Genomic DNA, 22,725 nt, shown 5'->3' on the forward strand with positions numbered 1-22,725 from the left:
AGAAGCTCTTCCGGATGGGGGAGTTCTTCGACAAAGTCATCCTGATCACCCATCTCGCCGAAGTCGCCGACAAGTTCCCGGGCCGGATCCGCGTGACGATGTCCCCCAGCCAGGAGTCGCGGGTGGAAGTCCTCGCATGAGCCCTTTGATCAGGCAGGTGGAGACCGGAAGCACTAGGAGTGGGACAGAGGCTAAAGACAGGTTCACTCGAAGCGGCGTCACAATCCAGGGAGAAGATCCGCGCTCGACCAGAGTCGATTCAATCCCCTGCCTGGCTTGCCTTCATAGGCCACAATCTACTCTCGCCCCACTCTCAACGCACGGGTGTGCCATGAGGATGTCAAAGATGCGCGCCGCGTAGCTCAGCGAGGGCCACCAGGACAACGACAACCGAAACTGCGGCCATGATGGAAAACGGAGTGAGACTGAGACTGTCGTAAGTGGCGACCCCTGCAACTAGGAAGAACGCGTAACCAACGAGCACTAACGCCGACAGGCGTTTTCGCCTGATTTCTTCTTCAACGCCTCGGGGACTGGCCACGTGAGAGCTACCGATGTCCTTTCCATTCTCCCGTGAGAAGAGAACGAAGCCTGCTTGAATAAGCTGGGCACAGCTGATCGCCACGAACCAGCTGAGGAAGAGCGTCGTCTTCACTGCACTGGTGAGGTCCGGGCCACGCCCTGCCTGGGGAGCGACGAGCACCCAACCCACGAAGGCAATCCCGAGAACGACGCTGACCACCAAGAGTCTCTTGACCAGCACGGCAGTTTCGCTCCACACCTGCTCTTCGACAAACGGATGACCTTTTTCGCCCCCGGCATAATCGGCTTGCGTTGACGGTATTTGAAGCGTGGGGGAAGGACCGCGTTGGACGGAGAACGCGAGCCAGCGACCACGAAGGGATCTCCTGGCCCCGACTTGGACCCACAGCGTGATCTTGCGCGTGCGTTCGAGCGCGAACGTGCCGAGTATCAACCCTCCTATCTGCCCCCACATCAACCAAAATAACTCCTCTTCCGACGTCAAGGCGTATCCTTCAGCAGCGAATCGGACTGCAATCCCAGTGCCGAGGACCATTATTACCAGCCGCACGCCCATGCTCGGTTTCAGTTGAAAGACTCCGGCGGAGCGACACCGGACTTCGATCTGTGCGGCGTTAAAGTAGGCGAAAAGACCGGCGCCAAGCACCGAGGTCGACAGAACGGACACCGAGCCAACGAAACCGAACGTCCAATGTGAGAGCCGTACGACAATGAGAATCCAGAAGCCGAGAGAGACCAGACCCGCTCCCAGAACACCCCCGGCGAACTCAGACAAGGCCCGGCGCTCTCGGACGGGCGGACGTTCAAGAGTTGGCCCGGCTCCCTTCGTGGTATCTCTTCGGTGCCGGTGCTCGACCTGGCCTATCATTGATTGGACTTCCATACCTGTTCGCATTCCCGCGCCATGATTCCTCGGTGAGCATCCTAGCGAACGCGTGTGGAGCACAGCTTGATGTCAATCGCGAGTTCCGCAAGCAAACACAATCCGCAACCTGCCAAAAGACGCTTGTCTTTGGTGGAAACAGCCCCCGCGCATGCCGCCGTGCACAAGTTGCAGAGTCCCGGGGGAGTCCTCTCAAGGCATAGAAGGGTCAAGCCGAGGAAGAGTTCTGAAGCTGCTGGAACAGCGATGCCCAGTACAAATAGCAGGCACGCACAGTTCTGGCCAAATTTGCTCCTGACGCAGTCCCAGTTCGTCGTGTAGATTGGGGAGTACCAAACCGGATCGAAACCCACTCCGCCGCTCACGTAGCTGTCGCTCCCTCCCCCGTCGAAGAGGCGACTCGGCAGCCGTCCGCTCGGGTCGATCCGATTGGCCGGGTTGTTGCCGACGTACGCGTAGCGGTTGTAGCCGCCGCAGAGCCCTGCCGAATCGGACGACGTGAACCGACCCGCCGAAGGATCGTAGTACCGGGTGCGGTAGTACATCAGGGCGGCTTCGTTTTCCCGCGACGTGAAGCCGTACGTGTTCGAGGCGCCGCATCCGCTTGACGACTTCATGTCCCCTCCTGCTGGTCGCGCAATCGCTGTCGTCGTGTAAGCCTGAGGCCCAGAATCACGAATGAAAGTACGATACTGGCATTTGCAATCCACACTAACCCAACACTAAGGTGGAGGACATTCATTGTGGACACATACATGCCGGTCAAGAGGCCGTACATAAGCAAAGTCAGCGCCGAGAGCTTTTCGCGGTAAGACTTCTCCGCCCGAGACTCTGGCCCGACAGCCTCAATCCCGTAACTACTCTCGGTTGTGCCGAATATCTTGTCCAAAACGCCCCACGAAATAAGACCCGCGAGGTTCGTCAAGGCAAATTCAATCAAGAACAGGATCGGACCGATTCCGGACCAGATGTTAGAGGGTTCTACCGACCCGGGGATGTAGAGGACCCAAGCGACGAACGGGATCCACAACAGGATAATTGCCAAAAGGAGCTGCTCAACGAGCGACCTCCCTCGTTTCTTCATCTACGAACCCTCATTCGTTCCTCTGGGAATTCCGGTCATATCGCCCCACCTCGCGGTTCGCAATCGTTTGCCCTGAAGGCCGAGGTGCTTCTCGAGCCCGTACGGCGTCGCGGGCTTCCCGTCTTTCCAAGTGTAGTGGAGCTTCCTCAGCACTTCGGCGATGATCTCAACCTTTAATCGGCGGCGGTCGGAGGATTCCCCCATATTCCAACCTCCGAAATATATCTAGAATGGTCATACTTAGGCCTTCCTCTCGCTTGTTCGATTCATTCCTTTCCGCGGAATCGTAGATGCGCCATCTGGAGTTCAGGACTAGCAAGGATCATGATACCGCTCCCATCGCGCCATCTGGCCCATTCTTCCCGCGAGAACAGCCCAACCTGCACACCATGGCGGTGTGTGCGCGTTCACCCTCCTGCTAGGCAGGCTAAAATACCGCATGCGACCCCATACCATATGGAGGTCGCGGTGCTTGCGGCAGGATGGCGGGGCCCCATGCGGCTTCATGAGCCGCCATGGCACCGGGGCAATGCTCGTATGAGCTACGTGGACGACATGCGCCGGGAGCTCGAACTACTCGTGAAGCACCACCGGGACGTGCCGCTCCCGCCGGAGGAAGGGCCAGGCTTCCAGGTTTTCCGCCCGGCCGACACAGCCCGCGACATGATCGCCGTCGACGGCTCGTACTCGTTCCTCCTGAATCTCTCGAGCTGGTGGCTCGCCCTCATCTCCGTCGGCCTGTTGCGGTACGCCTTCGACGGACGGGCGTTCCGACGGACCGACTGGCGGCTCGTGCAGCGGATGGTCGGCGTCTCGACCTTCGAGGATTTCGTCGCGAAGCAGGACGACTTGCATCGCTCGCTCTTCGAATTCACGAAGGAACGGCGGGAGGAGCAGCCCCGGGACATGGTGAACGAATACCGACGGCTCATCGAAGGGCAGACGGCGATCACGTTCGCGGACGACGTGGAAGGGTGCATCGTCGCCGTGGACGGCACATTGTCGGAGTTCCCGAAGCAGTTCACCTTCATGGAGCGTCTCGTGGCCCTGTGCGAAAAGCGTGGCCACGTGCTCGTCGGAATCTCGAAGGACAGCCAGCTCCATTCCTTCGGACACGTCCTGACGGATGAGGACCTCATGGCCCGATGCCAGGACCGCCTCCCGCCGGGCGCCCTCGCATACGCCCGCGCACCGAAAGCCTCCGAGGCCGCGAAGGAGGGCCTCCTCTACGGCGACATCTATTACGCCAGGCTCCATCCCCAGGCGAGGAAGTGGTTCCGCGTGGACGTCGGCACGTTCCGCGACGATCCGAACTTCGTGTTCGGGCATCTGGCCCCGTACGCCCGGAGCCTCCTGTCCGTCGGGTACCCGCTCCCGCTCATCGAGGCGCATCGGATGGCCGTGACCGTGCGGCAGCTCAAGCCCCTGTACGAAGAGGCCGTCCTCAAGGCAGCCTTGCGGATGGGGCTCGACGCCCGCACGGTGCTCGACGGCCTCACAGAGGTGGAGGGCCGCCGGCGGAGCGCGTTCCACGAATACCTCGACAAGGTTGCGAGGGACCTGCGATGAAGATCGGGGAGATCGTCGCCGCGTCCGTGATCGACGGGCTGATCGCGAAGCTCGAGCTGCACAACCCGGAGGAGCTGCGGATCGCCTATCCCGTGATCGTCGAGGGCGCGCGGTACGACTTCTACTGCCTCGTCGAGGACGTGATCAACGAGCCGAGCGACATCGCGGACCAGCTCGCCGGCTCCGCGATCGGCGACGTCGTCGTGCCGCGGCCGGAGACCCACGAAGGGTACGGCGGCCCGATCTTCTACAGCAAGGCGAAGCTCCGGATGATCCAGCTCATCGAGCGGGAGACGAAGAAACTGAGCGAGCCGCAGACGATCCCGCCGTACTTCTCGGCGTGCCGCCACGCCGCCCGCGAGGACGTCGAGCGGATCTACGAGTTCTCCGAGACGTCCTCGACGCTCGGAACGATCACGGGCGTCGAGCCCTTCTACGTGCAGATGGACATGGCGAAGCTCGTCGAGAAGCCCTTCGCGATCTTCGGCCGCACGGGCACGGGCAAGTCGATCCTCAACAAGCTCGTGTGCCTCGGCATCCTCGGGAAGACGCCGGCGTCCGTGCTCATCTTCGACATGCACTCGGAGTACGGCATGTTCAGCGCGACGGACAACACGGAAGGCCTGAAGTTCTTCTTCCCGGGGAAGGTCGAGATCTTCTCCCTCGACCCGAAGAACAAGGAGGCGAAGCCGTTCGTCCTCGATCCGCGGGAGATCACGCCGGAAGACCTGATCGTCGCGTTGCAGGACTTCACGCCGGCCATGGTCGACACGCTGTACGAGATCAACAAGACGCGCGGCGGCGCGGACCTGATCTCCGCGATCCGCGAGGCGACGATGGAGATGCTCGGCCAGGAGCGGACGCACGAGATGTCCCTCCAGGGGCTCAAGCGCCGCATCGGACGGCTCGACCGCCTGCCGTTCCTCCGCGACACGAAGGAGGGCCAGCGCGACGCGTTCCACCACATCCTCGCCGCCATCCGCGATGGCAAGAGCGTCGTCCTCGACTTCGGGGACTACGGGACGGAGCAGATGGTCTACCTGTTCGTCGCGAACGTCCTGTCGCGCCGGCTGTTCGACCTGTACACGGAGCGCAACGAGGAATACCCGCGTCTCGTCCTGTTCCTAGAAGAGGCGCACAAGTTCCTCGATCCGAACATCGCGCCGTTCGCGCCGACGTTCAGCCGGCTCGCGCGGGAGACGCGGAAGTTCAACCTCATCCTCGCCCTCGTGGACCAGAGGCCGGTGCGCATCTCCGACGAGGTCCGGAGTCAGCTCGCGAACCGCCTCGTCATGTCGCTCAAGGAGCCGTCCGACGTCGAGGCGGCCCTCGCCGGCGTGCCGGACAAGAAGATGTGGGAGAACATCATCGCGAAGCTGCCGTTGCGGACCGTCGCGGTGATCGGGGACGCGATCCGCATCCCGACCGTGATCGACGTGCTGCCGTACGACGACCTCAGCGTGCGGGAGCATCTCCTGGGGCCCAGCGTCATCGACGCCGGCAAGCTACGGAAGATCGCGAAGCGCGCCGACGACGTCTTCGGCCGCGGGTAGACATCGGCCGAGAGAACGCCCGCGGTGTCTTTTTATAGGGCGATCCGAATCGTTTCGACGTGGCTGCCTTCGACGTGCCTCTCGTCTCCGGCGAAGCCGCTGTGATCATCGGCATCATCCTCGTGATCGTCGGCCTCGCGCTCGCGTTCTGGGGCCATGGGATCTGGTCGAGCGTCATGTCCCTGATCGGCGCCCTGTTAGGGAGCGCCGTGGGATTCCTATTCGGGACGGGGTTCGGCGTGGTCGCCGCGCTGCTCCTCGCGCTCGTCGGCGCGATCATCGGGTCGATCTTATTCACGAAGCTCGTGAAGGTGGCGCTCGCCTTCGTCGTCGGACTCCTCGCGGGCGCGGCGGTGTACGCACTCCTCCGTGGCCAGGCCACATTCACCCCAGGCCAAATGGACCCGCCGCTCATCGCCGCCCTGCTCGTCCTGGTCGTCGTGTTCGGGATCTCGTATTACTTCATCGACGACTTGATCGGCATCATCACGGCGGCACTCGGAGGGCTGCTCCTCGCGGGCGGCCTATACTTCCTCCAGGGCCCCGGAAGCGGTACGACGTCGGCCCTCGCCGGGCTCGGGGTGTTCGTCCTCGGGGCGGCCACGCAGACGGCGACGATCCGTCGCCGGAAGCGCGCGCGGGCGGCGGCCACGGCTTCCCCGCCTCCTCCTCCGTGAGCCGTCCGACGACTCAGGTCCCCGGCATTCGCCCTTGGACGACCTCGGAAATCCACTGCACGATCTTGCGGTAGGCGTCCTGCCCTTTTTCTGTTAGGCCGACGCGGACGTGGCCGTCGGCGGAGTCCTCGAGATACACGAGCTCCCGATCCTGCATCCAACCCAGGTACCGAGAGAAGATGTCGTAGTTGACGTTCGAGGCGACTTGCAAGTGCGTGCGGAGCATCGGACCGTTCGACCCCCACAGCCGATCGAGGATTCGAGCGACGACGTAGAGGTCGGGGCGGTCCATGGCCGGCATCCCTCACCCCGAAAGGATCCGCCACAGCTCCGCTTCAATCGTCTCGCGGCGCTTCTCCCAATCCCGTCGGTCTCGCTCGTCCTGCCCCCGAACCTCGCGGATCCATGAACGCACGAACCATAGACCGCCGAGGCCGAGGAGGGCACCGAAGCCCCCGAGGAACGCCCGCCACTCCAGGGGTAGCGGCGTAACGATCGCCAACATGGAAAGCATCACCGCGCCGTACGCGAAGACGAACATCGCGAGGCCCGCGACGGGATCGTGCCAGAACCGACGGCGCCGACGAATCTCCCTCCAGTACGGCGAACGAAGAGCCGCCCGGAGGAGAAGTTCGAGGCCGCCTCGCGGCTCTCCCGACGGGGGGGCGCTAATCGCCTCCGCGGCCCAAAGGGCCCGGTAGAACGACGCATCTTGCTCGAGCTCCGCCGCGCGCCCCGAGGTCCCCTCGTGCACGAGCCACAAACCGAGCGCCGCGCCTGCACCGGATACCGCGGTGGCGATGATCGCGGCGGACGCCATCGCATCTGACGACAGGGGCACGTAGAGCGCGAAAGTCACGAACAGGATCGCCCAGAGGACGACGGCGGCGAGGAGCACGAGCCCGATTGCGTTCTGACCGGCCTCCCTCTCGTACTCGAGCGCCTCCGAGGAGAGGCGCTGGGCCTCGCTGAGTCCTTCGATGAGGAGCGATCGCACGTCCGCCGGAGGGAGCATTCCCAAGGGGGGTAGGGCCGAGAGGAGCGGCGCCACTCGGGATCGAGCGAACCGGCGCGCCCGGAAGTGAATGAGCAGCGCGACGACGATCGAGGCGATCGCGACGTAGCCGATCAGCGCGAGGATGAGGACCAGAGCCCATCCCTTGGTCGTCGCGTCCACTTCGTACCGAATTTCCGAGCCCCCCTCCCAGGTTTCGCGGATGTGGAGCTTGAGGGCGGCGAGGGAATCGAATTTCACGCGGAGGACGTCCTTCGCAAATTCGACCGGATAGCCGGTGGCACGAATCCGATATGCGAGGTCTCGCCGCACCGCATGCGGGGGTGCGGGGACCGTGGCGAGGAGCGGTTTCCGAAGGAACAAGACGACGAGCACCCCGAGGAAGAGGATCGGGCCGCCAAAGATCAGGAAAAAGACCGGATCGATCAATGCCGTGGCATCCTTCGAGACCATCGTCCCCGGGCGGCTTGAGAGTAACTCCGCCACGCGGAGTTCCCCGTAGCACTTTCACCCACCTCCCCGCCGCCCCGGACTTTATATCGCCATCCCCATCGAATCCCCGGGGAGGATTCGCGATCGCGCTCGCCGCACAGACCATCGTCGTGCCGGAGGCTCGCGTCGCGGCGCGTCCGGCCCTCACGACCCTCGTTCCCACCCTGGACCGGATCCTCGGTCCGTTCGAGCGGGGCAAGATTACCCTGGTCGACAGCGGCTCCAACTTCGTGTTCCACCTCACGACCCTCCTCTGCGTCCGCGCGGTCATGGAGGGCCACGAAGTCGTCTTCCTCGACGGCGGGAACTCCGTGGACCCGCACGGGATGGTGGCCCTCGGGAAACGCGTCGGGCTGACGCGGGAGGAAGTCCTGCCCCGCGTGCACGTGGCCCGGGCGTTCACGTGCCATCAGATGACGACGTTAATATTGGATATGCTGGATAAAAAAATGGGAGAGACCCGGGCGGGGATGGCGGTCCTCGCGTGCCTGCCGGAGATGTACCTCGACGAGGACGTCGAGGTGGGCGAGGCCCACCAGCTGTTCCAGCGGTCCGTGCGGGCGATCCGGCGCACCGTCGCGGAACGGGACGTCGTCGGCTTGGTGACGAACGCCGGCCTCGCAAAGCTCCACCGGCGCAAGTCGATCCGGCGGGAGCTGTACGAAGGCGCGGACCGGATCGTGCGGATCGCGCACGGGAAAGGCGGCGTCCTCATCCACCGGCTCGACACGGGGACGTCGGAATGGTACGCGTCCGTGCCGCCGGACCAGACGACCCTGGACGACTTCGATTCCGCGCAGCCACGGATCCTCGGCTTCCGGGAGACCGGAGGCTGGCGAGGGATTCGCGAAGGCGGCTACCTGCGCTTCGGATGGTGACCTCGCGCTCGTCCGGGACGTCCGGCGCGCAGGTAAATACCGGCCGCCCGGTGCCGCGGGCATGATGCGGCTCCTCTACGCGGGAATTCGAGTCCGAGACCTCGAACGATCCGTTCGGTTCTACCGGCAGGTCTTGGGCATGCGGGTGTCGCGGAGAGGGACGATGAGCCACGGCGGCATCTGGGTCGAACTCAAGAGCCCGGGATCGCCCCAGCGGCTCGAACTGAACTGGTATCCCCCGGGTTCGCGGTTCCACACGCGGTATCGGAAAGGGGAGGAACTCGACCATCTCGCGTTTCGGGTCACGAATGTGGAACGCACGTTCCGGGAAGTCACCGCGAACGGAGCCCGGCCGGAGGTCCCGCCGTTCCGGGAGTCGAGGTACGCCTTCGCCTTCGTGAGCGACCCCGACGGAATCTGGATCGAACTGCTCGGGCGGGTGCGCGAGTCGCGGAGCAAGGATCCCGAGTGAAAGCTCACACGATCTGGGTCACCGCGGACCAGACGAGCCACGCAGCGAAGGCGACGAGGCTGACGATCGAGAAGACTAGGACGCGGTGGTAGGCCCGCGCGAACCGACGCTGCGCCTCCCGCACCGCGAGGGGGAACGCCGTGATCCAGAGGACGAGGCCGCCGTAGAAGCCCACCAGCACGGGGGGACCGAGCTGATTGATCAGGACGAGGCCGGCGGTCAGCCACCAGAGGATCGGGTAGGGGCTCGTGATGTTCACGGAGAGCCCGGGCACGTAGGATCTCGCGCGTTCCTCCGGTCGCGGCTCGAGGATCGCCTCCGTCCGGCGCCACGCGCGGCCGGCCATCCAGGCGAAGTACGCCATCACGGCGGCGCCGATCAGCGCGACGAACGGCACGTACGGTTCCAAGACGGAGACGGCGGAGCGGGCAAGGACCGCCAACGTCAGGAAGACCGTGTCCGCGGTCGTCGCGCCGAGACCGACGAGGAAGCCGGCGCGCCACGAGCGCGTGACCGTGCAGGAGGCGATAATCGCGTTCACGGGACCCGGGGGCGCGGCGAGGGAGAGGCCTATCGCGACGCCGGCGCCGATCGCGACGAGGACGTCGAGGACCACGCGGACGCATGGCAGCTTCCCCTTTGAAACCGCGGACTCCGAACGCCTCCGAAGGACGGACGGCCTGCTTCGGGCAAGCCTTATACCGGCCGCCACTTTCGTCGGCGCGTGCGAATCGGCGGCTCGACGTACAGCCGCGAGCCGTTCCCGAAACAGGTCGCGGAACTGCGGGAGTCGGGATTCGACTATGCGGAGCTCGACCTGACGTGGGTCTCCCTGGATCCGGCGGCGCTTCAAGATGCGGCGGAGGACCTCGCGGAGAAGATTCCGCTGGAGACGGCGCACCTGCCGCCGTCCCGCTTCCACCAAGCCGACCTCGCTCGGTTCGTCGGGTTCATCGACGCCCTCGCGCCGATCGGCACGCGCATCTTCAACGCGCACTTCATGGAGGCCCGGTCCGCCCCGAGGACGTCCCCGGAGGCGAAGACCTCGTGGTTCGCGGACCTCGTGAAGGCGGCGGCGGACCGCGGCGTCGCGGTGACTCTCGAGAACGTCGACGAGCCCCCCGACGTCCTTCGCAAGGCCCTCGACGCGATCCCCGACTTGCGGTACTGCCTCGACGTCGGGCATGCGCACCTCGACAAGCGGGCCGACGGCGGTCGGACGTACCTCGCGGCGCTCGGCGACCGCCTAGCGCTGGCCCACATCCACGACAACCACGGCGGCCACGGCGAGGTGGGGGACGAGCACCTGCCGTTCGGCCAGGGAGGAATCGACGTGGAGCGGGACGTCAAGGCGCTGAAGGCGCGCGGGTACGATGGGCCCGCGACCCTCGAGATCTTCAAGGGGACGCCGGACGACCGACGGGCGTGCCTCCGGAAGATGCGCCGGTGGACGAGGGAGTAGGGCGAACCTGCGTGAGGCGGCCCCGGCTCAGGTGATCCGGACAACCTCGATCTGCTGCGCGAGCTGCTTGAGCTCCCGACCCTGCAGGACCTCCGGCGGCATCGCGACCAGGAGGATCTGTTGCCCCTTGGCAACCTGTTCGACGACTTCCCGGAGGAACGCCAAGACGGACGGGAAATCGTTGCCCTCGACCAAGTCCTTCAGGCAATCGATGAGGACGACCCCGACGGGGTTCGACCGGAGGAAGTCCCGGACGTCCGAAGCCATGGCGTCCAAGGAGGTCGCGAGGACCAAGCCGCTCCTCGTGCCCCGATTGTCTCCGAGCCAGACGGTCTTCGTGTGCGGCAGCTTGAAGGCCCGTTGGACGTCCATCGGGTTCCGGCGGGTGAGGACCAGGCCCGACCGGCCCATCCGGGTCACGTGCTCGAGTGCCCGCATCCCCGCGGCGGGTTTCTGCTCGTCCACGAGGTACGCGCCTCCCGGCCGGAGATCGCGCACCGAGATCGCGGGATCCGGCGGAGGCGTCCCGCCTTTCGCGAGCAGGCCTCCGAGGGAGGGAAGCCGGCCGGCGCGCGGGGCCTCGGCGGCGGCCGGGCCGGCGTCGGACGAGGTCTTTCGCCGTCGGACGACGAAGAACAGGAACAGGGCGACGGCCGCGATCCCCGCGACGGCGCCTCCGACGACGAGGACCGTCGGCAGGACCACGGCGGCGTCGGTCGTCGAGACCCGAACGACCTCGAGGGTGAGGGTCGCCGCCACCGGGCTGGCGGGATCTCGGTCCCGGAACTCGATGCGGACCGTCCCGTTGAGGATCTCGTCGGGGAGCAAGGCCGCGCTGTGCATCTCGTTGATCGCCGTGAAGACGGAAGTCATCTTCAGGCCCCACGCACCTGCGGTGAAGTTCCAGACGAACACGTCGAAGTTCTCGCCGCCCGCGGTGACGTTCCCCTCGACGTCCAGCGCCGGACTCCCACCGCCGACGCCGGTCACGGTTTGGACGACGTCGAGGTGGTAGGCGACCACCGTCGTCACGACGTCCACGTAGTCGAGCCACAAATCGGACGGGGCGACGTCGGACCCGAGCGCGTCGACGAACCGGATGGACACGTTCCCGGCGTCGAACTCGCTGGCCGCCAGGGCGTACGTCAGGACCTGGTCCACCGTGCCGGTCAGGGTCAGCCGCGGCGTCCAGACGGACGGCGGCGTCAAGACCTGGACCGAGACGCTCTCGTCGGAGACGTGACCCCTCAACCGGAGATTGTGCTGCGGGCCCGTGGCGACCCCGGTCCAGTCGTACCGCAGCGCCAATTCGTAGACGAGCGGCTGGTACGTCGCCCGGACGGCGTTCGCATCGAGGTCGATCGTCTCGGGCGAGCCTTGCGGGCTGTGCGTGATGCTCGTGGCGATGTTTGCCCCGAAATCCGACGGGGTCCACGGGTGACCCGCGCAGGTCGTGAAATCCAGGAATGTGTAGGCGTTTGGATCCGTGCCGGGCAGGCTGCCCGTCGTCTGCGCGGGACACCAGCCCACGCCGCCATCCCAGGAGATCGTGATCGTGAGACGGTCGTTCCCCGGATCGAAGGCTTCGTATCCGACCTCGACGCGGGTGATCGAGGAAGCCGCCGGGACGCTGAAGCCGAAGCCCTGGAAGACGCCGGCGTCGCCGCCCGCTGACGAAGACGCGTAGGCGCCGTCGGACGCCATGCCGTTGGCACAGGCCGTCCACGTGCAGCTGGGGTCCGTTGCGGTCGGGTTGCTCTCGACGACGACCGGGAGGGCCGTCGCCTCGCGATACTGGACGTAGACGCCGTCGGAGCTTTGCACGTCCGCCGGGAAAGTCCCCGCGATCCGGGACCCCTGGCTCAGGTTTTCGATCGAAGGATAGGCGAGGGGATCCGGGGCGACGTCGGCTTCGCGCATCGTCTCGCGCAGGCCATCCTCGGCCTGCACGCCCGCCGGTCCGTCCGTGGTCCCGGCGAGGACCTGTTCCCCCGAGACCGAGAACGCGGCCGCCCTCGCGGGCGGAGCGGAGAGCAGGACGGCGGCCAGCGTCAGGATGACGAGCGTGGCGCTCGCCCGTCCGCGCGAGGACGGGGCCGGAGCTTCCGCCGCCTTCGATGGCATGGGAACCCGTGGGTTCCTTCGAGGCGGTCCGGACCCGCTTAAGGATTCGGCCGTGACTATCAGCCGTGCAACCATGCCATGGGGCGGCGAGTAGTTTCGGTCATCCCCTCCCCGCTCGTTCTTAGGGGCGGCCGTCCTGGCACGCCGGGGACGCATGGGCCGCACGATCCCGACGTACCGGCTGCACCTCGAGTCAATCCTGAACGACTGGATGGACTACCGCCGCGCGCTGCGCGAGAAAGACCGCGAGGCGTTCGACCGCCTGCTGAACAAATCGAGGCAGCACGCGAGCGCCGCGAGCTACTGCGCCCACATCGATCCGTCGATCCTCGCGATCCTGTCGATCCTCCTCGAGATGGAGCGGGAGATCGAGGCCCTTCGAAAGTGGGAATCTTCTTCAGGGATGGGCGAATCGCGGCCTCATGCGGATCCGTGATGCGACGCCGGCAGACCGGGTCGCCCTCGAGCGCATCGCGCGGGAGTCGTTCGACGGCGTCCGCGCCCTCCTGGCGGTGCGGGGTTTGCGGCGCGCGCGGCCCCTCGTCGTCGCGGAGGAGGGCGGGACCTTGGTCGGCTTCCTCGAGGGACGGCTGCTGCGCGGCCGGACGCGGATCGGGCACGTGTACGCCGTCGCCGTCGACCCTCGCATGAGGCGACGCGGCATCGGGCGCCGGCTCGTCGGCGAGGCGCTGCGGCGCTTCGATGCGGGAGGCGCCAAGCGCATCGTCGCGTCGGTGCCTCGGGACCACGAGCCCTCCCGGTCCCTGTTCGCGGCGTCGGGATTCCGCGAGGCGCCCCGCGAGGCCCTGTGGCGCCTGTACCGGTGGCGTGCGTTCCGGATCCGCCTGCGGATGATCCTCGCGCCCCACGAGGTCTTCCTCGTGCGCACTTTCACCGACCCCTCCCCCGCATCGGCTCAAGGCGCCTGAGACGCCTGTCGTGGACCTCCGGGGGAGACGCGACGCACGGGTGGATCATCGACGCCTATGGGGACTACGACCGCGATTCGATGGTCCTCTGGCTCTGGAACGAGCACGGGGCGCACCGGATCGAGGACGCGCGGTCATGGCCGACGTTCTTCCTGCACGCGCCGCCGGGCGAGCTGCCCGCGATCCGACGACGGATCGAGATCCTCGACGGCGTGCGGGAGGTCCGCGAGGTCTCGCGGCGGATCGCCCTCGAGGACGACGAGCCGAAGCCCGTCCTGGAGATCGTGCCGCGGCACTACCGCGACATCCGCAATCTCGCGCACATCTTCGACTCGAACGGCGGGTACGTGGACCATCGGCTGTTCAACGTGGACCTGCGGTTCAGCCAGCGGTATGCGATGGAGCACGACATCTTCCCGATGGGGCTCGTGCGCTACGCGAACGGCACGTGGACCGCGGAGGAAGAGCACTTCGCCCTCGACTACCCGCTGCCGCCGCTGAAGAAATCGCTGCTCGACGTTCACGTGGACAATCCGGCGGGCATCCCGCGGATGCAAGACAAACTCCTCGGGGCGCGCCTCGACGATGCGGACATCGACGGATCCGAGGAGTCGATCCTGCGCGGCATCGATGAGACCGTGCGTTCGAAGGATCCGGACATCCTCATGACGGATGGTGGCGACGCATTCACGATGCCGTACTTAGCGCGAAAGTCGGCGGAACTCGGCGTGTCGATGCAACTCGGACGGGATGCGGACAAGTTCGCGGAGCGCAAGGGGAAATCGTACTTCACGTATGGGAAGATTGTCTACAAGCCGGGCCAGTACATCTTGCGTGGTCGTCTGCATCTGGATCGCGGGCACTTCGCGTATCGGGAGAGCGACTTCGCGGGCCTCGCGGAATTGTCGCGGTTGTCCACGTTGACGCCACAGGAGCAGGCACGACTCACTCCGGGAACCGCCATCACCGCCATGCAAGTCACACAGGCGTACAAGGACGACTGCTTGGTCCTCTGGAAGAAAAACAGACCCGAGGAGTTCAAGACCGCAGAGGATCTCGTGCGCGGGGATCGCGGCGGGTTCATCTTCGAACCCGAGGTCGGATTGCACGAAGGGCTCTACGAACTCGATTTCTACGCGCTATATCCAAACATCATGATGAAGTTCAACATCTCGCCGGAGACGCTGGGTTGCGCATGCTGTGAGCTAGACGGGCGAACGGTACCGGAACTGAAGTACCACCTCTGCACACGCCGCGTCGGGCTGATTCCAAGGGTCCTGAAGCCCGTGCTGGAGCGGCGCCGGTATTACAAGAAGATGAAGAAGGAACCGGGACCCTTGGAGGAGGTTTACCGTGGCAGGGACACGATTCTCAAGTGGCTCCTAGTCACAACATTTCGGTTATACCGGATACAAGAACGCCCGCTTCGGCCGCATCGAGTGCCACGAGGCCATCAACGCTTACGCGCGCGACATCCTCGTTCGCACGATGGAGATCGCGGAGTCACACCGCTACGAGGTCGTCCACGGCATCGTCGATTCGGTCTGGCTGCGGGCCAAGCCCGACGCGGAGGACATCCGCAAGGTGCAGGACCTCATCGCGGGGTCCACGGGCCTCCCGATCGAACTCGAGGGCCGCTACAAGTGGGTCGTCTTCCTGCCGTGCAAGACGACGGGCGTCGGTGCCCTGAACCGCTACTATGGACTTCTTGACCACGATGAGTTCAAGCTTCGCGGCATCGAGCTGCGCAAGCACGACACCCCGGAGTTCATCAACATCTGCCAGGAGGCCATGCTCGGAGAGCTGAGCCTCGCGTCGAACGCCGCGGAGTTCCGCGAGCGCATCCCGAAGGCCGTCGACATCCTCCGGTGGACCGCGAAATGCGTCCTCGACCGCGCGATCCCCGTGCACCAGTTCATCCTCACGAAGAACATCTCGCGCGCCCTCCCAGAGTACGTCGTCCTCACCGCCACCGCGGCGGCCCTGAAGCAGATGGAGAAGCGCGGCTTCACGGTCGAGCCGGGCGAGTCGATCCGGTACGTCCTCCTGAACGCCCGCGCCCGCGACTCCGAGCGAAAGGTGCGCGTCGCGGAGTTCCTCCAGGGGGACGAGGAGCCGGACGCATGGGAGTACATCCGCCTCCTGTGCCGATCCGGACAGACGCTCCTCGCGCCGTTCGGGTACACGGAGGAAAGGCTGGCCGCGATGTGCAAGGATCTCTCCGAGGTCTCGATTACAAACATTCCCGAACGAGCGATCGCGATCCAGGAGGACTACAAGTCTCAGGGGGAGAGCCGCAGCCGCGCCCGCGGCGGGGTCGGATACAAGAAGCCGTGGCGGATCGAAATGGACGAAGCGAAGCCCGGTGAAATTCCGGACGAGTTGTGATCCTGCGTCCCTGCTCACTCGACGGGGAACGGCTCTTCCGTCAGGCCCTCCGCCGCGGCGACGAGCTTCGTCACGCGCTGCTCGGAATCCACGAGGATCGCGTGGCAGCGTCGGTACAAGGCGAGCCCTTCCTCGAAGACGGCGAGCGCCCGGTCGAGCGGCAGATCGCCGCGGGACAGCGCGTCCACCGTGGCCTCGAGGGCCGCGAGGGATTCCTCGAACGTCGGTCCATCGGTCATGGTGCCTCCTCCGGATTGACGCGAACATGAATCCGGCCGTCCTGGAAGCGCACCGCAAGGGCGTCTCCCGAATCGACCTCGGCGGCGCGCGCGACGACGTGCCCGTCTTCCCGCTCCGCGATCGCGTAGCCGCGCTGCAACGTCGCGAGGGGACTGAGCACGTCGAGTCGGCGGCCGAGGGCGTCGAGCCGGTCCCGATGCCGGGAGAGCTCGCGCGGGGCGACGGCCGACAACGCGGCATGCGAACGTTCGAGCAGGACACGGTTCGCCTCGACGCCGCGGCGCAGGGCGCGGGGCGACATCCGCTCTCCGAATCCGGTAACGCGTCCGCGGGCCGCGCCGAGGATCTCCCGGATCTCCTGGAGGAGACGGTGGCCCGCGTCGTTCACCCGCGCCGTCAGTTCGACCGAATCTGGAGAGACGATCTCCGCGGCCGCGCTCGGCGTCGGCGCGCGCACGTCCGCGACGAAGTCCACGATTGTGACGTCGGTCTCGTGGCCGATCGCGCTGACGACGGGCACGCGGCACGTCGCGACGGCCCGGGCGAGGCCTTCGTCGTTGAAGCACCACAGGTCCTCGAGGGATCCGCCGCCGCGCGCGACGATAACGACGTCGACGCGGTCCGCGACGAACGCGAGCGCCCGTCGTAGGCTCGCCGGCGCCTCCGGGCCTTGGACGAGCGCGGGCGCCACGATGACGTGCGCCAGGGGATAACGCCGGCGGAGGATCGTCACGATGTCGTGCACGACCGCGCCAATCTCCGACGTGACGACGCCGATCCGTTGCGGGAACGCCGGGAGGGGACGCTTCCGGGCCGAGTCGAACAGCCCTTCGGCCGCGAGCTTCTTGCGCGTCCGCTGGTAGGCGGCCCAGAACGCTCCGACGCCGGCCGGGGTCGCGGCGTGGACGAGCAGCTGGACGGTCCCGCGGCGCGGGAAGACGTCCACGTCGCCCGACACGACGAGGTCCATGCCGTCCTCGAGGTCGAAGCCGAGCCCTGCGGCGTCGTCCCGGAAGAGGACGCACGCGAGCTGCGACGTCGCGTCTTTCAGGCTGAAGAAGACGTGGCCCGCGGGCGCGCGCTGGAAATTGCTGACCTCGCCGCGCACCAGGATCCGCGAGAGGATCGGGTTCGCGTGGACCGTCTCGCGAATCAGGCGAGCGAGCTGCGTGACCGTGAGGGCGGGCGGCAGCCCCGGACGCGTCTCGTACGTGACGGCGATCGGATCCATGATCCCCCGGCCGATTACGGCCGGAAAGGCATATCAAGTCGAAAGGGGGAGAGGTGGCCGAAAGTGCGCCGTTCCGCCATCAATGCCGGAGCGAGAGGATCCGACAGGAGGCGCAGCGGAACCCGTCCAGGTACACGTTCCCGCCCGCGTTCGTGCCCTTGATCCGCTCTCCGCCGAGGCCCAGGACGGTCTTCTTCGTCGTCCATTTCGCGCCGTCGATGAAGCTCTCCGTGCGAAGATAGCCGGACTCCATCGGGCGTCCGCATTGCGGACAGTTCACACACATGCATCGGCGGAATCGCGTAAGGACCTTTGTCCCGTCCACCGGACGAGGCCTAGCGCGCCGCGAGGAGATCCTTCGCGCCGAGGAGCGCGTGGAGTCGCACGCCGATCTCCGCGAGCAGGATCCGGCCTCCCTCCTCCCGGTCGACGACGCACACACAATCCTCGACGGCCGCGCCGTGCCCGCGCACCCGCTCGATCGCGGCCCGCAGCGTGCCACCCGTCGTGACGACGTCTTCGACGAACAGGACGCGCTCGCCCTTCCCGAGGTCCCCTTCGACGTCGTGCTTCGTCCCGTGCTCCTTCGGCGCCTTGCGCACCATGAGGTACGGCTTGCCGCTCGCCAGGCTGACGGCGGCGGCAATCGGCACCGCGCCGAGCTCGACGCCCGCGATCCGATCCGCCGTGCGGGCATACGGCGCCATGGCGTCCGCGATTGCGCGCAGGAGGTCCGGACGCGTGATCGCCTTCTTGATGTCGACGTAGTATGAGGACGTCTTGCCGGACGCCAGGGTGAAGGTCCCGAGCTGCAGCGCGCCGGACGCCTTCAGCGCCGCGACGAGTGCCACGCGGTCGATCTCACCAGGGTTCATGTTTCTTCCCGATCCGGTATCCGACGACGTTCACGGCCCGATGAAGCGCCGGCGTAATGACGATGATGGCGAGGAGGCCGAGGAGCGCGTCGCCGGAGAAGAACCTCGGCACCGACCATGTGGGAATCGCGAGGCTCAGCAGGAGACCGCCGACGACGAAGTCGTACTGGTCGAGGCCCGGGGCCTTCGCGCCGCGCGGCAGGTGCCTGCGTCGCTTGATGAACGCACCAACGAGGTCGCCGAGCAGCGCGCCGAATGCGAGGAGCGCGGATGCGACGAACGCATCGGCGTACGGTCCGAACGACCAACGCGATTCCGGCGCAAGGGCGTTGAATGGAACCGCCAGCACGAGGCCGAGCAGCGCGCCTGACGAGGTCCCGCCGAGGAGGCCGCGCCATGTCTTCCCGTCGCCGAAGAGTCTCTCGCCGTCGCGCAGCGTCCGCCCGAAGTCGATTGGCGTGCCGCCGCCGAAGACCACGGCCATGGGGTTCGCGACGTACGCGGGGAGGAAGAACCAGAGCGCCTGCGCGATCGCCTCGAGCGCCATCGGGGCGCGGAAGGGACGACACCAGATATAGGTAATCCCATGGCGCGCCGCGGGTGGCCTTTCCTCCACCTACCTCTGTTTAGAGGTAGAAATCCGCGGAGCGGCGCATCGTGCAGTGGTCTCACGCGGTCCGTTCGAGCCGCGCGATCCGAGCGGCGAGGTCGGACTGCACCTTCCGGTGGTAGGCGATGAGCTTCTTCGCGGCCTCCCGACGCGACCCGGCTCCGCGCGCCGGTCCGACGTACTCCTCGCGCCTCTCGCTTCGGCCGTCGCGCCGCTCGTAGTGCCAGAAATACAGGTACTCGTTCCCATCGATCCGTCGCACGCGGAGACCACAGCCGACCCGCATCCGGGACCTCCGTTCTACCTCTGTTCAGAGGTAGATGTGGACGGGAGGGATGAACCTTCCGGTGGGGTGCGCGAACGCCTCTTTTCGGGAGTGATAATCTCCGCAACACCCCTTTATAGCGAGAGCCGGCTCGCTCGCGGGCCGTCCATGGACCGTCTCAAGACGTACGTCGAAGGGTTCGACGACGCCCTCGGCGGCGGCATCCCCCGCGGGTCCGTCGTGCTCGTCGCCGGCACCCCGGGCACGATGAAGACCGCGCTGACCTTCTCGATCCTTTACGAGAACGTCAGGGCGGGCTCGAAGGCGCTGTACATCTCCCTCGAGGAGAGCCAGGAGGACCTCCGGGCGGCGATGACGGACCTCGGGATGACCGGCCTGGACGACATGGAGCTGTACGTCCTCGACATCGGCCGGATCCGGCTCGAGCACAAGGACGAGGAGCTGTCGAAGAACTGGCTCGACGTGCTGCAGAAGTACATCGACCAGCGCGTCCGCGTCAACGGGTTCGACCTCGTCGCCGTCGACAGCCTTGCGGCTTTGTACAGCCTGAGCCACCTCGCGAACCCGCGGCGCGACTTGTTCCACTTCTTCGGGTTCCTCAAGGCCCTCAAGGCCACGTGCTTCCTGATCTCCGACGTCCCGTCCGGGTCGAACGGCAAGCTCACGGCGTTCGAGGAGGAGTTCCTCGCCGACGGCATCCTGTCTCTGCGCCACGTCGAGAGGGGCGAGGCGGACGTGCAGCTGCGCCTGCGGTGCGTCAAGATGCGGCGGGCGCGGCACGAGCACGGCTACTACGCGCTGACGCGGGACGACGGCCGCTTCCGGGTCGCCCGGGCGACGTCACAGTGACGTCTTCTGGAGGAGCCGGAGGAGCGCCTCGGCGTACTTGCCCGCGAGCGTCTCGTTGCCGAACGTCTTCGTCGCCGCGGCCTTGTTCTCCTCGATCGCCTCGACCGTCTTCTCGAGGACCGCCACGACGTCCTTCCCGGGGGCGCGCCGGAACAGCGCGGCAATCGATGCTTCCGCGCCGACCATCACGACGAGCCGGCCGACCGGCAGGTGCAAGACGTACGTTCCTTTCGAGCGCCGCCCCGACTCCCGCCGGACCATGTCGGCGACTTCCGGTTGGTCGAGATAGGCGGTCGCGCCGGCCTTCGCCAAGACGTCGCGGCCCCGCCGCAAGATGACGAGGGCGAGCGCGTTCGACTCCTGGTCCCGCGCGAGATCGGACCAGAACGCCGCCTGGAGGGACAGCGACCGCAGACGCCGACGGAGGGCGGCCATCGCCTCCCGGTCTTGGGTCCGCGCCAGCTCCCGGAGCGCCGCCTCGAACTCCTTCGCCTCCCTCGGATGCAGCAGGTGCCGGAACGTCTGGAACTCCTGGCTCAGTGCGTCGAGCTCGGTCGAGGCGCGCGGCCGCGGGGCCTCCGGCATCGGGATCTCGGGGGACCCATCATCGGCGGACAAGGCAGGGATCTCCTGTTCGATCAGCTCGACCGCATCGGCCAAGCTCTTGTCGGGATGGCGGAGCATCGCCTCCGTGACGATCTTGCCGTGACCCTTCAACTCCCAGCGGAGCAGCTTGAGGGCCGCCTCGTCCCGCTTGGCCATCCCTTCACGCGCGGTCTGCAACGCCCCCGGGCTACAAAAGCATTCCTTCCGCGCAGGCGGGAGATTCCATGTTTGTCACAATTGAATATCTCCCTCGATAACGAGGACGCCAGGGCTTTATAACGTGTATCTCGTCGTGCGGATGCAATGGACGTAGAGGTCCCTATTCTCGAGACGTATGTCGACGGGTTGGACCGTGCACTCGGCGGCGGCATCCCGATTGGGAGCACGATCCTCGTGGCCGGTACGCCGGGCACGATGAAGACGTCGCTCATCCTGTGGATGATGCACGAGAACGCCCGGCTGAAAGGCACCAAGTCGCTCTACGTCAGCCTGGAGCAAGACATGGACAGCCTGCGGGCCGGGGCGCACCGGATGGGGATGAAGGGCCTCCACGAGTCGACGGTCTACATCCTGGACATGGGCCAGCTGCGGCGGGGCCTGCACCGCGCCGAGTCGTCGAAAGACTGGTTCACGATCCTCCTCGAGATCATCAAGGAGGCGGTCAACTCGAGCGGATACCAGGTCCTCGCGCTCGACAGCCTCGAGGCGCTCTACGCCCTCTCGGAGATCAAGACGCCCCGGAGGGAGATGTTCCACTTCCTCGGATCCCTGAAGGAACTCGGCTTGACGACGTTCCTGATCTCCGAGACGCCGTTCGGCTCGGGGCGGCTCGCGCAGTGGGGGGAAGACTTCCTCGCGGACGGCATCCTCAACCTGCGGCAGGTCGAGGTCGGGGAGACGGAGGTCCAGTTGCGCCTGCGGTGCGTCAAAATGCGGTGGATGAACCACGACCACGACGCGCTCGCGCTGAACCACGACGGGCAGAAATTCTTCGTCACCCACGTGATCTCCAAGAAGAAGTAGCCGGCGTCAGACCGGGTTGATGGGCGGCGCCGTCGGCGGCGCGGGGGGAGCGGAAGTTGGAACGGTCGGCGGCGCCGGGACCTCGCCTCGGTCGATCCGCCTCCACGCGAGGTAGTACGCCGCGGCGTACAGGACCGCCGGGACGACGCTCAGGAGGGACAGCCCCATTCCCGCCCCGCCCACCGCGTCCCCGAGTTCCGCCGAGTCGACCGTGCCCGTCGTGACGATCTCGTGCGCGACCTGCGAGGCGAGGGTCGGGACGAGCGGGAGGGTCGCCGCGAGGACCGCGATCTGCACGCCGACGGTCGCCCCGTAAGCGGCCCAGAGGACGACGCGACCCTCCGTCTTCTGCAACGCGTACGTGAAGAACACGGACGCGAGCCCGCTGACGAACGAGCCGGCGGCCGCCACGATCAGGAGGTTCGTGAACGCGTTGCCCAGGAGAAGTGTAAGCTGCGCCTCGGTCATCCCGGGCCGCACCTCCCCCACGGCGACGACGAGGATGACGACCGCGCCGATGACAGCGGTCGCGAGCCCGACGCAAAAGAGGACGACCGACACGACCACTTTGCGGCGATGCGCCGTCCCGAACGCCTTCCGGCCGACGATGACGAGGATCGCGCCGATCAGCGTGAGAATCCCTCCGATCGCCCCGAGGAGCGTGACCGGGATCCACGACAGCAGCACGCCGGCCAGGAGCACGAGGACGCCGGACTTCGTCCGGTCAATCTGCGTTCGACGTGCGGCCTCCCATGGCGGGGGGCCGACTGCGGATGGCGCGATCGCGCCGCAGTTCTCGCAGTACGTCCAGCCGGGCTCGTTCTCGAACCCGCATATCGGACAGGGAATCGACGCCGACACCGCTCCCGCCGCGCGGGACGGATGGCCCGGCTCCCGCAAAACCCTTTCGTGCGCAGGGAAAGGTTTTCAACGCGG

Annotated in this window: 27 protein-coding genes and 1 pseudogene; 12 read left to right on the forward strand and 16 right to left on the reverse strand. The window is 66.3% G+C overall.

Features of this window, described 5'->3' with window-relative positions; translation table 11 throughout:
- Positions 1-340: 340 nt before the first annotated feature.
- From VF992_11210 to VF992_11225, 4 genes are all read right to left on the reverse strand, one after another.
- Entirely contained in the window at positions 341-1,318 is a 978-nt protein-coding gene (locus VF992_11210) for a hypothetical protein (protein ID HEX9341718.1), read from the reverse strand.
- Between the two features lie 149 nt (positions 1,319-1,467).
- Positions 1,468-2,043, reverse strand: coding sequence for an RHS repeat-associated core domain-containing protein (locus VF992_11215; GenBank protein ID HEX9341719.1), 576 nt, complete (start codon positions 2,041-2,043; stop codon positions 1,468-1,470).
- On the reverse strand, positions 2,040-2,510 hold the full coding sequence (locus VF992_11220; protein HEX9341720.1) for a hypothetical protein: 471 nt from the start codon (positions 2,508-2,510) through the stop codon (positions 2,040-2,042). The genes VF992_11215 and VF992_11220 overlap by 4 nt, the downstream gene beginning before the upstream one ends.
- Positions 2,511-2,714, reverse strand: a complete 204-nt coding sequence (locus tag VF992_11225; GenBank protein ID HEX9341721.1) for a hypothetical protein — start codon at positions 2,712-2,714, stop codon at positions 2,511-2,513.
- Positions 2,715-3,047: 333 nt separating this feature from the next.
- Between VF992_11225 and VF992_11230 the strand changes: the two genes are divergently transcribed.
- From VF992_11230 to VF992_11240, 3 genes are read left to right on the forward strand one after another with little or no spacing between them, the layout of a single operon-like run.
- On the forward strand, positions 3,048-4,079 hold the full coding sequence (locus VF992_11230; GenBank protein HEX9341722.1) for a DNA double-strand break repair nuclease NurA: 1,032 nt from the start codon (positions 3,048-3,050) through the stop codon (positions 4,077-4,079).
- A complete protein-coding gene (locus VF992_11235; protein ID HEX9341723.1) occupies positions 4,076-5,632 on the forward strand; it encodes an ATP-binding protein in 1,557 nt (518 codons plus the stop codon). Before VF992_11230 ends, VF992_11235 begins: the two co-directional genes overlap by 4 nt.
- A gap of 59 nt (positions 5,633-5,691) precedes the next feature.
- Positions 5,692-6,309 (forward strand): hypothetical protein, encoded by a 618-nt coding sequence (locus tag VF992_11240; GenBank protein ID HEX9341724.1) that lies wholly within the window; start codon positions 5,692-5,694, stop codon positions 6,307-6,309.
- Between the two features lie 13 nt (positions 6,310-6,322).
- Here VF992_11240 and VF992_11245 read toward each other — a convergent pair whose 3' ends face one another.
- Positions 6,323-6,601, reverse strand: coding sequence for a winged helix-turn-helix domain-containing protein (locus VF992_11245; GenBank protein ID HEX9341725.1), 279 nt, complete (start codon positions 6,599-6,601; stop codon positions 6,323-6,325).
- Positions 6,602-6,613: 12 nt separating this feature from the next.
- Positions 6,614-7,810, reverse strand: coding sequence for a hypothetical protein (locus tag VF992_11250; protein ID HEX9341726.1), 1,197 nt, complete (start codon positions 7,808-7,810; stop codon positions 6,614-6,616).
- Between the two features lie 116 nt (positions 7,811-7,926).
- Here VF992_11250 and VF992_11255 point away from each other — a divergent pair, with 116 nt between their 5' ends.
- Positions 7,927-8,694, forward strand: coding sequence for a hypothetical protein (locus VF992_11255; protein ID HEX9341727.1), 768 nt, complete (start codon positions 7,927-7,929; stop codon positions 8,692-8,694).
- Positions 8,695-8,755: 61 nt separating this feature from the next.
- A complete protein-coding gene (locus tag VF992_11260; protein HEX9341728.1) occupies positions 8,756-9,166 on the forward strand; it encodes a VOC family protein in 411 nt (136 codons plus the stop codon).
- A 4-nt stretch (positions 9,167-9,170) separates the two neighbouring features.
- Here VF992_11260 and VF992_11265 read toward each other — a convergent pair whose 3' ends face one another.
- Positions 9,171-9,782, reverse strand: a complete 612-nt coding sequence (locus VF992_11265; GenBank protein HEX9341729.1) for a LysE family translocator — start codon at positions 9,780-9,782, stop codon at positions 9,171-9,173.
- Positions 9,783-9,890: 108 nt separating this feature from the next.
- On the opposite strand from VF992_11265, the gene VF992_11270 reads away from it, so the two are divergent.
- On the forward strand, positions 9,891-10,628 hold the full coding sequence (locus tag VF992_11270; GenBank protein ID HEX9341730.1) for a sugar phosphate isomerase/epimerase family protein: 738 nt from the start codon (positions 9,891-9,893) through the stop codon (positions 10,626-10,628).
- A 27-nt stretch (positions 10,629-10,655) separates the two neighbouring features.
- On the opposite strand, the gene VF992_11275 is transcribed toward VF992_11270, so the two are convergent.
- Positions 10,656-12,752 carry a DUF835 domain-containing protein gene (locus tag VF992_11275; protein HEX9341731.1) on the reverse strand — a complete coding sequence of 699 codons (2,097 nt, stop codon included), beginning with the start codon at positions 12,750-12,752 and terminating at the stop codon, positions 10,656-10,658.
- Between the two features lie 154 nt (positions 12,753-12,906).
- Here VF992_11275 and VF992_11280 point away from each other — a divergent pair, with 154 nt between their 5' ends.
- The 4 genes and pseudogenes from VF992_11280 (at position 12,907) to VF992_11295 (ending at position 16,069) form a co-directional block, all read left to right on the forward strand.
- Positions 12,907-13,188 (forward strand): hypothetical protein, encoded by a 282-nt coding sequence (locus VF992_11280; protein ID HEX9341732.1) that lies wholly within the window; start codon positions 12,907-12,909, stop codon positions 13,186-13,188.
- Positions 13,175-13,681 (forward strand): GNAT family N-acetyltransferase, encoded by a 507-nt coding sequence (locus VF992_11285; GenBank protein ID HEX9341733.1) that lies wholly within the window; start codon positions 13,175-13,177, stop codon positions 13,679-13,681. The genes VF992_11280 and VF992_11285 overlap by 14 nt, the downstream gene beginning before the upstream one ends.
- A gap of 971 nt (positions 13,682-14,652) precedes the next feature.
- Positions 14,653-15,045: pseudogene (locus tag VF992_11290) on the forward strand (DNA polymerase domain-containing protein).
- An 88-nt stretch (positions 15,046-15,133) separates the two neighbouring features.
- Positions 15,134-16,069 carry a DNA polymerase domain-containing protein gene (locus VF992_11295; GenBank protein HEX9341734.1) on the forward strand — a complete coding sequence of 312 codons (936 nt, stop codon included), beginning with the start codon at positions 15,134-15,136 and terminating at the stop codon, positions 16,067-16,069.
- 14 nt (positions 16,070-16,083) lie between these two features.
- Here VF992_11295 and xseB read toward each other — a convergent pair whose 3' ends face one another.
- From xseB to VF992_11325, 6 genes are all read right to left on the reverse strand, one after another.
- Positions 16,084-16,308 carry an exodeoxyribonuclease VII small subunit gene (gene xseB, locus VF992_11300; protein ID HEX9341735.1) on the reverse strand — a complete coding sequence of 75 codons (225 nt, stop codon included), beginning with the start codon at positions 16,306-16,308 and terminating at the stop codon, positions 16,084-16,086.
- Complete coding sequence (gene xseA, locus VF992_11305; protein ID HEX9341736.1) at positions 16,305-17,540, reverse strand: exodeoxyribonuclease VII large subunit; 1,236 nt, start codon at positions 17,538-17,540, stop codon at positions 16,305-16,307. The genes xseB and xseA overlap by 4 nt, the downstream gene beginning before the upstream one ends.
- A 79-nt stretch (positions 17,541-17,619) precedes the next feature.
- Positions 17,620-17,826, reverse strand: coding sequence for a PF20097 family protein (locus VF992_11310; protein ID HEX9341737.1), 207 nt, complete (start codon positions 17,824-17,826; stop codon positions 17,620-17,622).
- Positions 17,827-17,875: 49 nt separating this feature from the next.
- Entirely contained in the window at positions 17,876-18,391 is a 516-nt protein-coding gene (gene pyrE / locus VF992_11315) for an orotate phosphoribosyltransferase (GenBank protein ID HEX9341738.1), read from the reverse strand.
- A 10-nt stretch (positions 18,392-18,401) separates the two neighbouring features.
- Positions 18,402-18,962 carry a CDP-2,3-bis-(O-geranylgeranyl)-sn-glycerol synthase gene (locus tag VF992_11320; GenBank protein ID HEX9341739.1) on the reverse strand — a complete coding sequence of 187 codons (561 nt, stop codon included), beginning with the start codon at positions 18,960-18,962 and terminating at the stop codon, positions 18,402-18,404.
- 121 nt (positions 18,963-19,083) lie between these two features.
- Entirely contained in the window at positions 19,084-19,311 is a 228-nt protein-coding gene (locus tag VF992_11325) for a hypothetical protein (protein HEX9341740.1), read from the reverse strand.
- Between the two features lie 147 nt (positions 19,312-19,458).
- Between VF992_11325 and VF992_11330 the strand changes: the two genes are divergently transcribed.
- The gene (locus VF992_11330) at positions 19,459-20,160 is read left to right on the forward strand and encodes an ATPase domain-containing protein (GenBank protein HEX9341741.1); all 702 of its coding nucleotides are present in this window, start codon (positions 19,459-19,461) and stop codon (positions 20,158-20,160) included.
- Here the strand turns inward: VF992_11330 and VF992_11335 are convergent.
- Positions 20,152-20,943: a hypothetical protein gene (locus tag VF992_11335; GenBank protein HEX9341742.1), complete on the reverse strand. Its 792-nt coding sequence runs from the start codon at positions 20,941-20,943 to the stop codon at positions 20,152-20,154. The genes VF992_11330 and VF992_11335 overlap by 9 nt on opposite strands.
- Positions 20,944-21,069: 126 nt before the next feature.
- Here VF992_11335 and VF992_11340 point away from each other — a divergent pair, with 126 nt between their 5' ends.
- On the forward strand, positions 21,070-21,789 hold the full coding sequence (locus VF992_11340) for an ATPase domain-containing protein (GenBank protein ID HEX9341743.1): 720 nt from the start codon (positions 21,070-21,072) through the stop codon (positions 21,787-21,789).
- 6 nt (positions 21,790-21,795) lie between these two features.
- Here the strand turns inward: VF992_11340 and VF992_11345 are convergent, their stop codons facing one another.
- Entirely contained in the window at positions 21,796-22,689 is an 894-nt protein-coding gene (locus VF992_11345; GenBank protein HEX9341744.1) for a zinc ribbon domain-containing protein, read from the reverse strand.
- Positions 22,690-22,725: the final 36 nt, after the last annotated feature.

The organism is Thermoplasmata archaeon (assembly GCA_036395115.1).
In the GTDB taxonomy this organism is placed as follows: domain Archaea; phylum Thermoplasmatota; class Thermoplasmata; order RBG-16-68-12; family RBG-16-68-12; genus RBG-16-68-12.

What these genes read in the sequence shown, in the direction of transcription:
- VF992_11310 (HEX9341737.1), bottom strand. Translation starts at nt 17,826, where the DNA reads ATGTGTGTGAACTGTCCGCAATGCGGACGCCCGATGGAGTCCGGCTAT.
- xseB (HEX9341735.1), bottom strand. Translation starts at nt 16,308, where the DNA reads ATGACCGATGGACCGACGTTCGAGGAATCCCTCGCGGCCCTCGAGGCC.
- VF992_11225 (HEX9341721.1), bottom strand. Translation starts at nt 2,714, where the DNA reads ATGGGGGAATCCTCCGACCGCCGCCGATTAAAGGTTGAGATCATCGCC.
- xseA (HEX9341736.1), bottom strand. Translation starts at nt 17,540, where the DNA reads ATGGATCCGATCGCCGTCACGTACGAGACGCGTCCGGGGCTGCCGCCC.
- VF992_11285 (HEX9341733.1), top strand. Translation starts at nt 13,175, where the DNA reads ATGCGGATCCGTGATGCGACGCCGGCAGACCGGGTCGCCCTCGAGCGC.
- VF992_11230 (HEX9341722.1), top strand. Translation starts at nt 3,048, where the DNA reads ATGAGCTACGTGGACGACATGCGCCGGGAGCTCGAACTACTCGTGAAG.
- VF992_11220 (HEX9341720.1), bottom strand. Translation starts at nt 2,510, where the DNA reads ATGAAGAAACGAGGGAGGTCGCTCGTTGAGCAGCTCCTTTTGGCAATT.
- VF992_11280 (HEX9341732.1), top strand. Translation starts at nt 12,907, where the DNA reads ATGGGCCGCACGATCCCGACGTACCGGCTGCACCTCGAGTCAATCCTG.
- VF992_11235 (HEX9341723.1), top strand. Translation starts at nt 4,076, where the DNA reads ATGAAGATCGGGGAGATCGTCGCCGCGTCCGTGATCGACGGGCTGATC.
- VF992_11320 (HEX9341739.1), bottom strand. Translation starts at nt 18,962, where the DNA reads ATGGCGCTCGAGGCGATCGCGCAGGCGCTCTGGTTCTTCCTCCCCGCG.
- VF992_11260 (HEX9341728.1), top strand. Translation starts at nt 8,756, where the DNA reads ATGATGCGGCTCCTCTACGCGGGAATTCGAGTCCGAGACCTCGAACGA.
- VF992_11275 (HEX9341731.1), bottom strand. Translation starts at nt 12,752, where the DNA reads ATGCCATCGAAGGCGGCGGAAGCTCCGGCCCCGTCCTCGCGCGGACGG.
- VF992_11215 (HEX9341719.1), bottom strand. Translation starts at nt 2,043, where the DNA reads ATGAAGTCGTCAAGCGGATGCGGCGCCTCGAACACGTACGGCTTCACG.
- VF992_11330 (HEX9341741.1), top strand. Translation starts at nt 19,459, where the DNA reads ATGGACCGTCTCAAGACGTACGTCGAAGGGTTCGACGACGCCCTCGGC.
- VF992_11340 (HEX9341743.1), top strand. Translation starts at nt 21,070, where the DNA reads ATGGACGTAGAGGTCCCTATTCTCGAGACGTATGTCGACGGGTTGGAC.
- VF992_11325 (HEX9341740.1), bottom strand. Translation starts at nt 19,311, where the DNA reads ATGCGGGTCGGCTGTGGTCTCCGCGTGCGACGGATCGATGGGAACGAG.
- VF992_11245 (HEX9341725.1), bottom strand. Translation starts at nt 6,601, where the DNA reads ATGGACCGCCCCGACCTCTACGTCGTCGCTCGAATCCTCGATCGGCTG.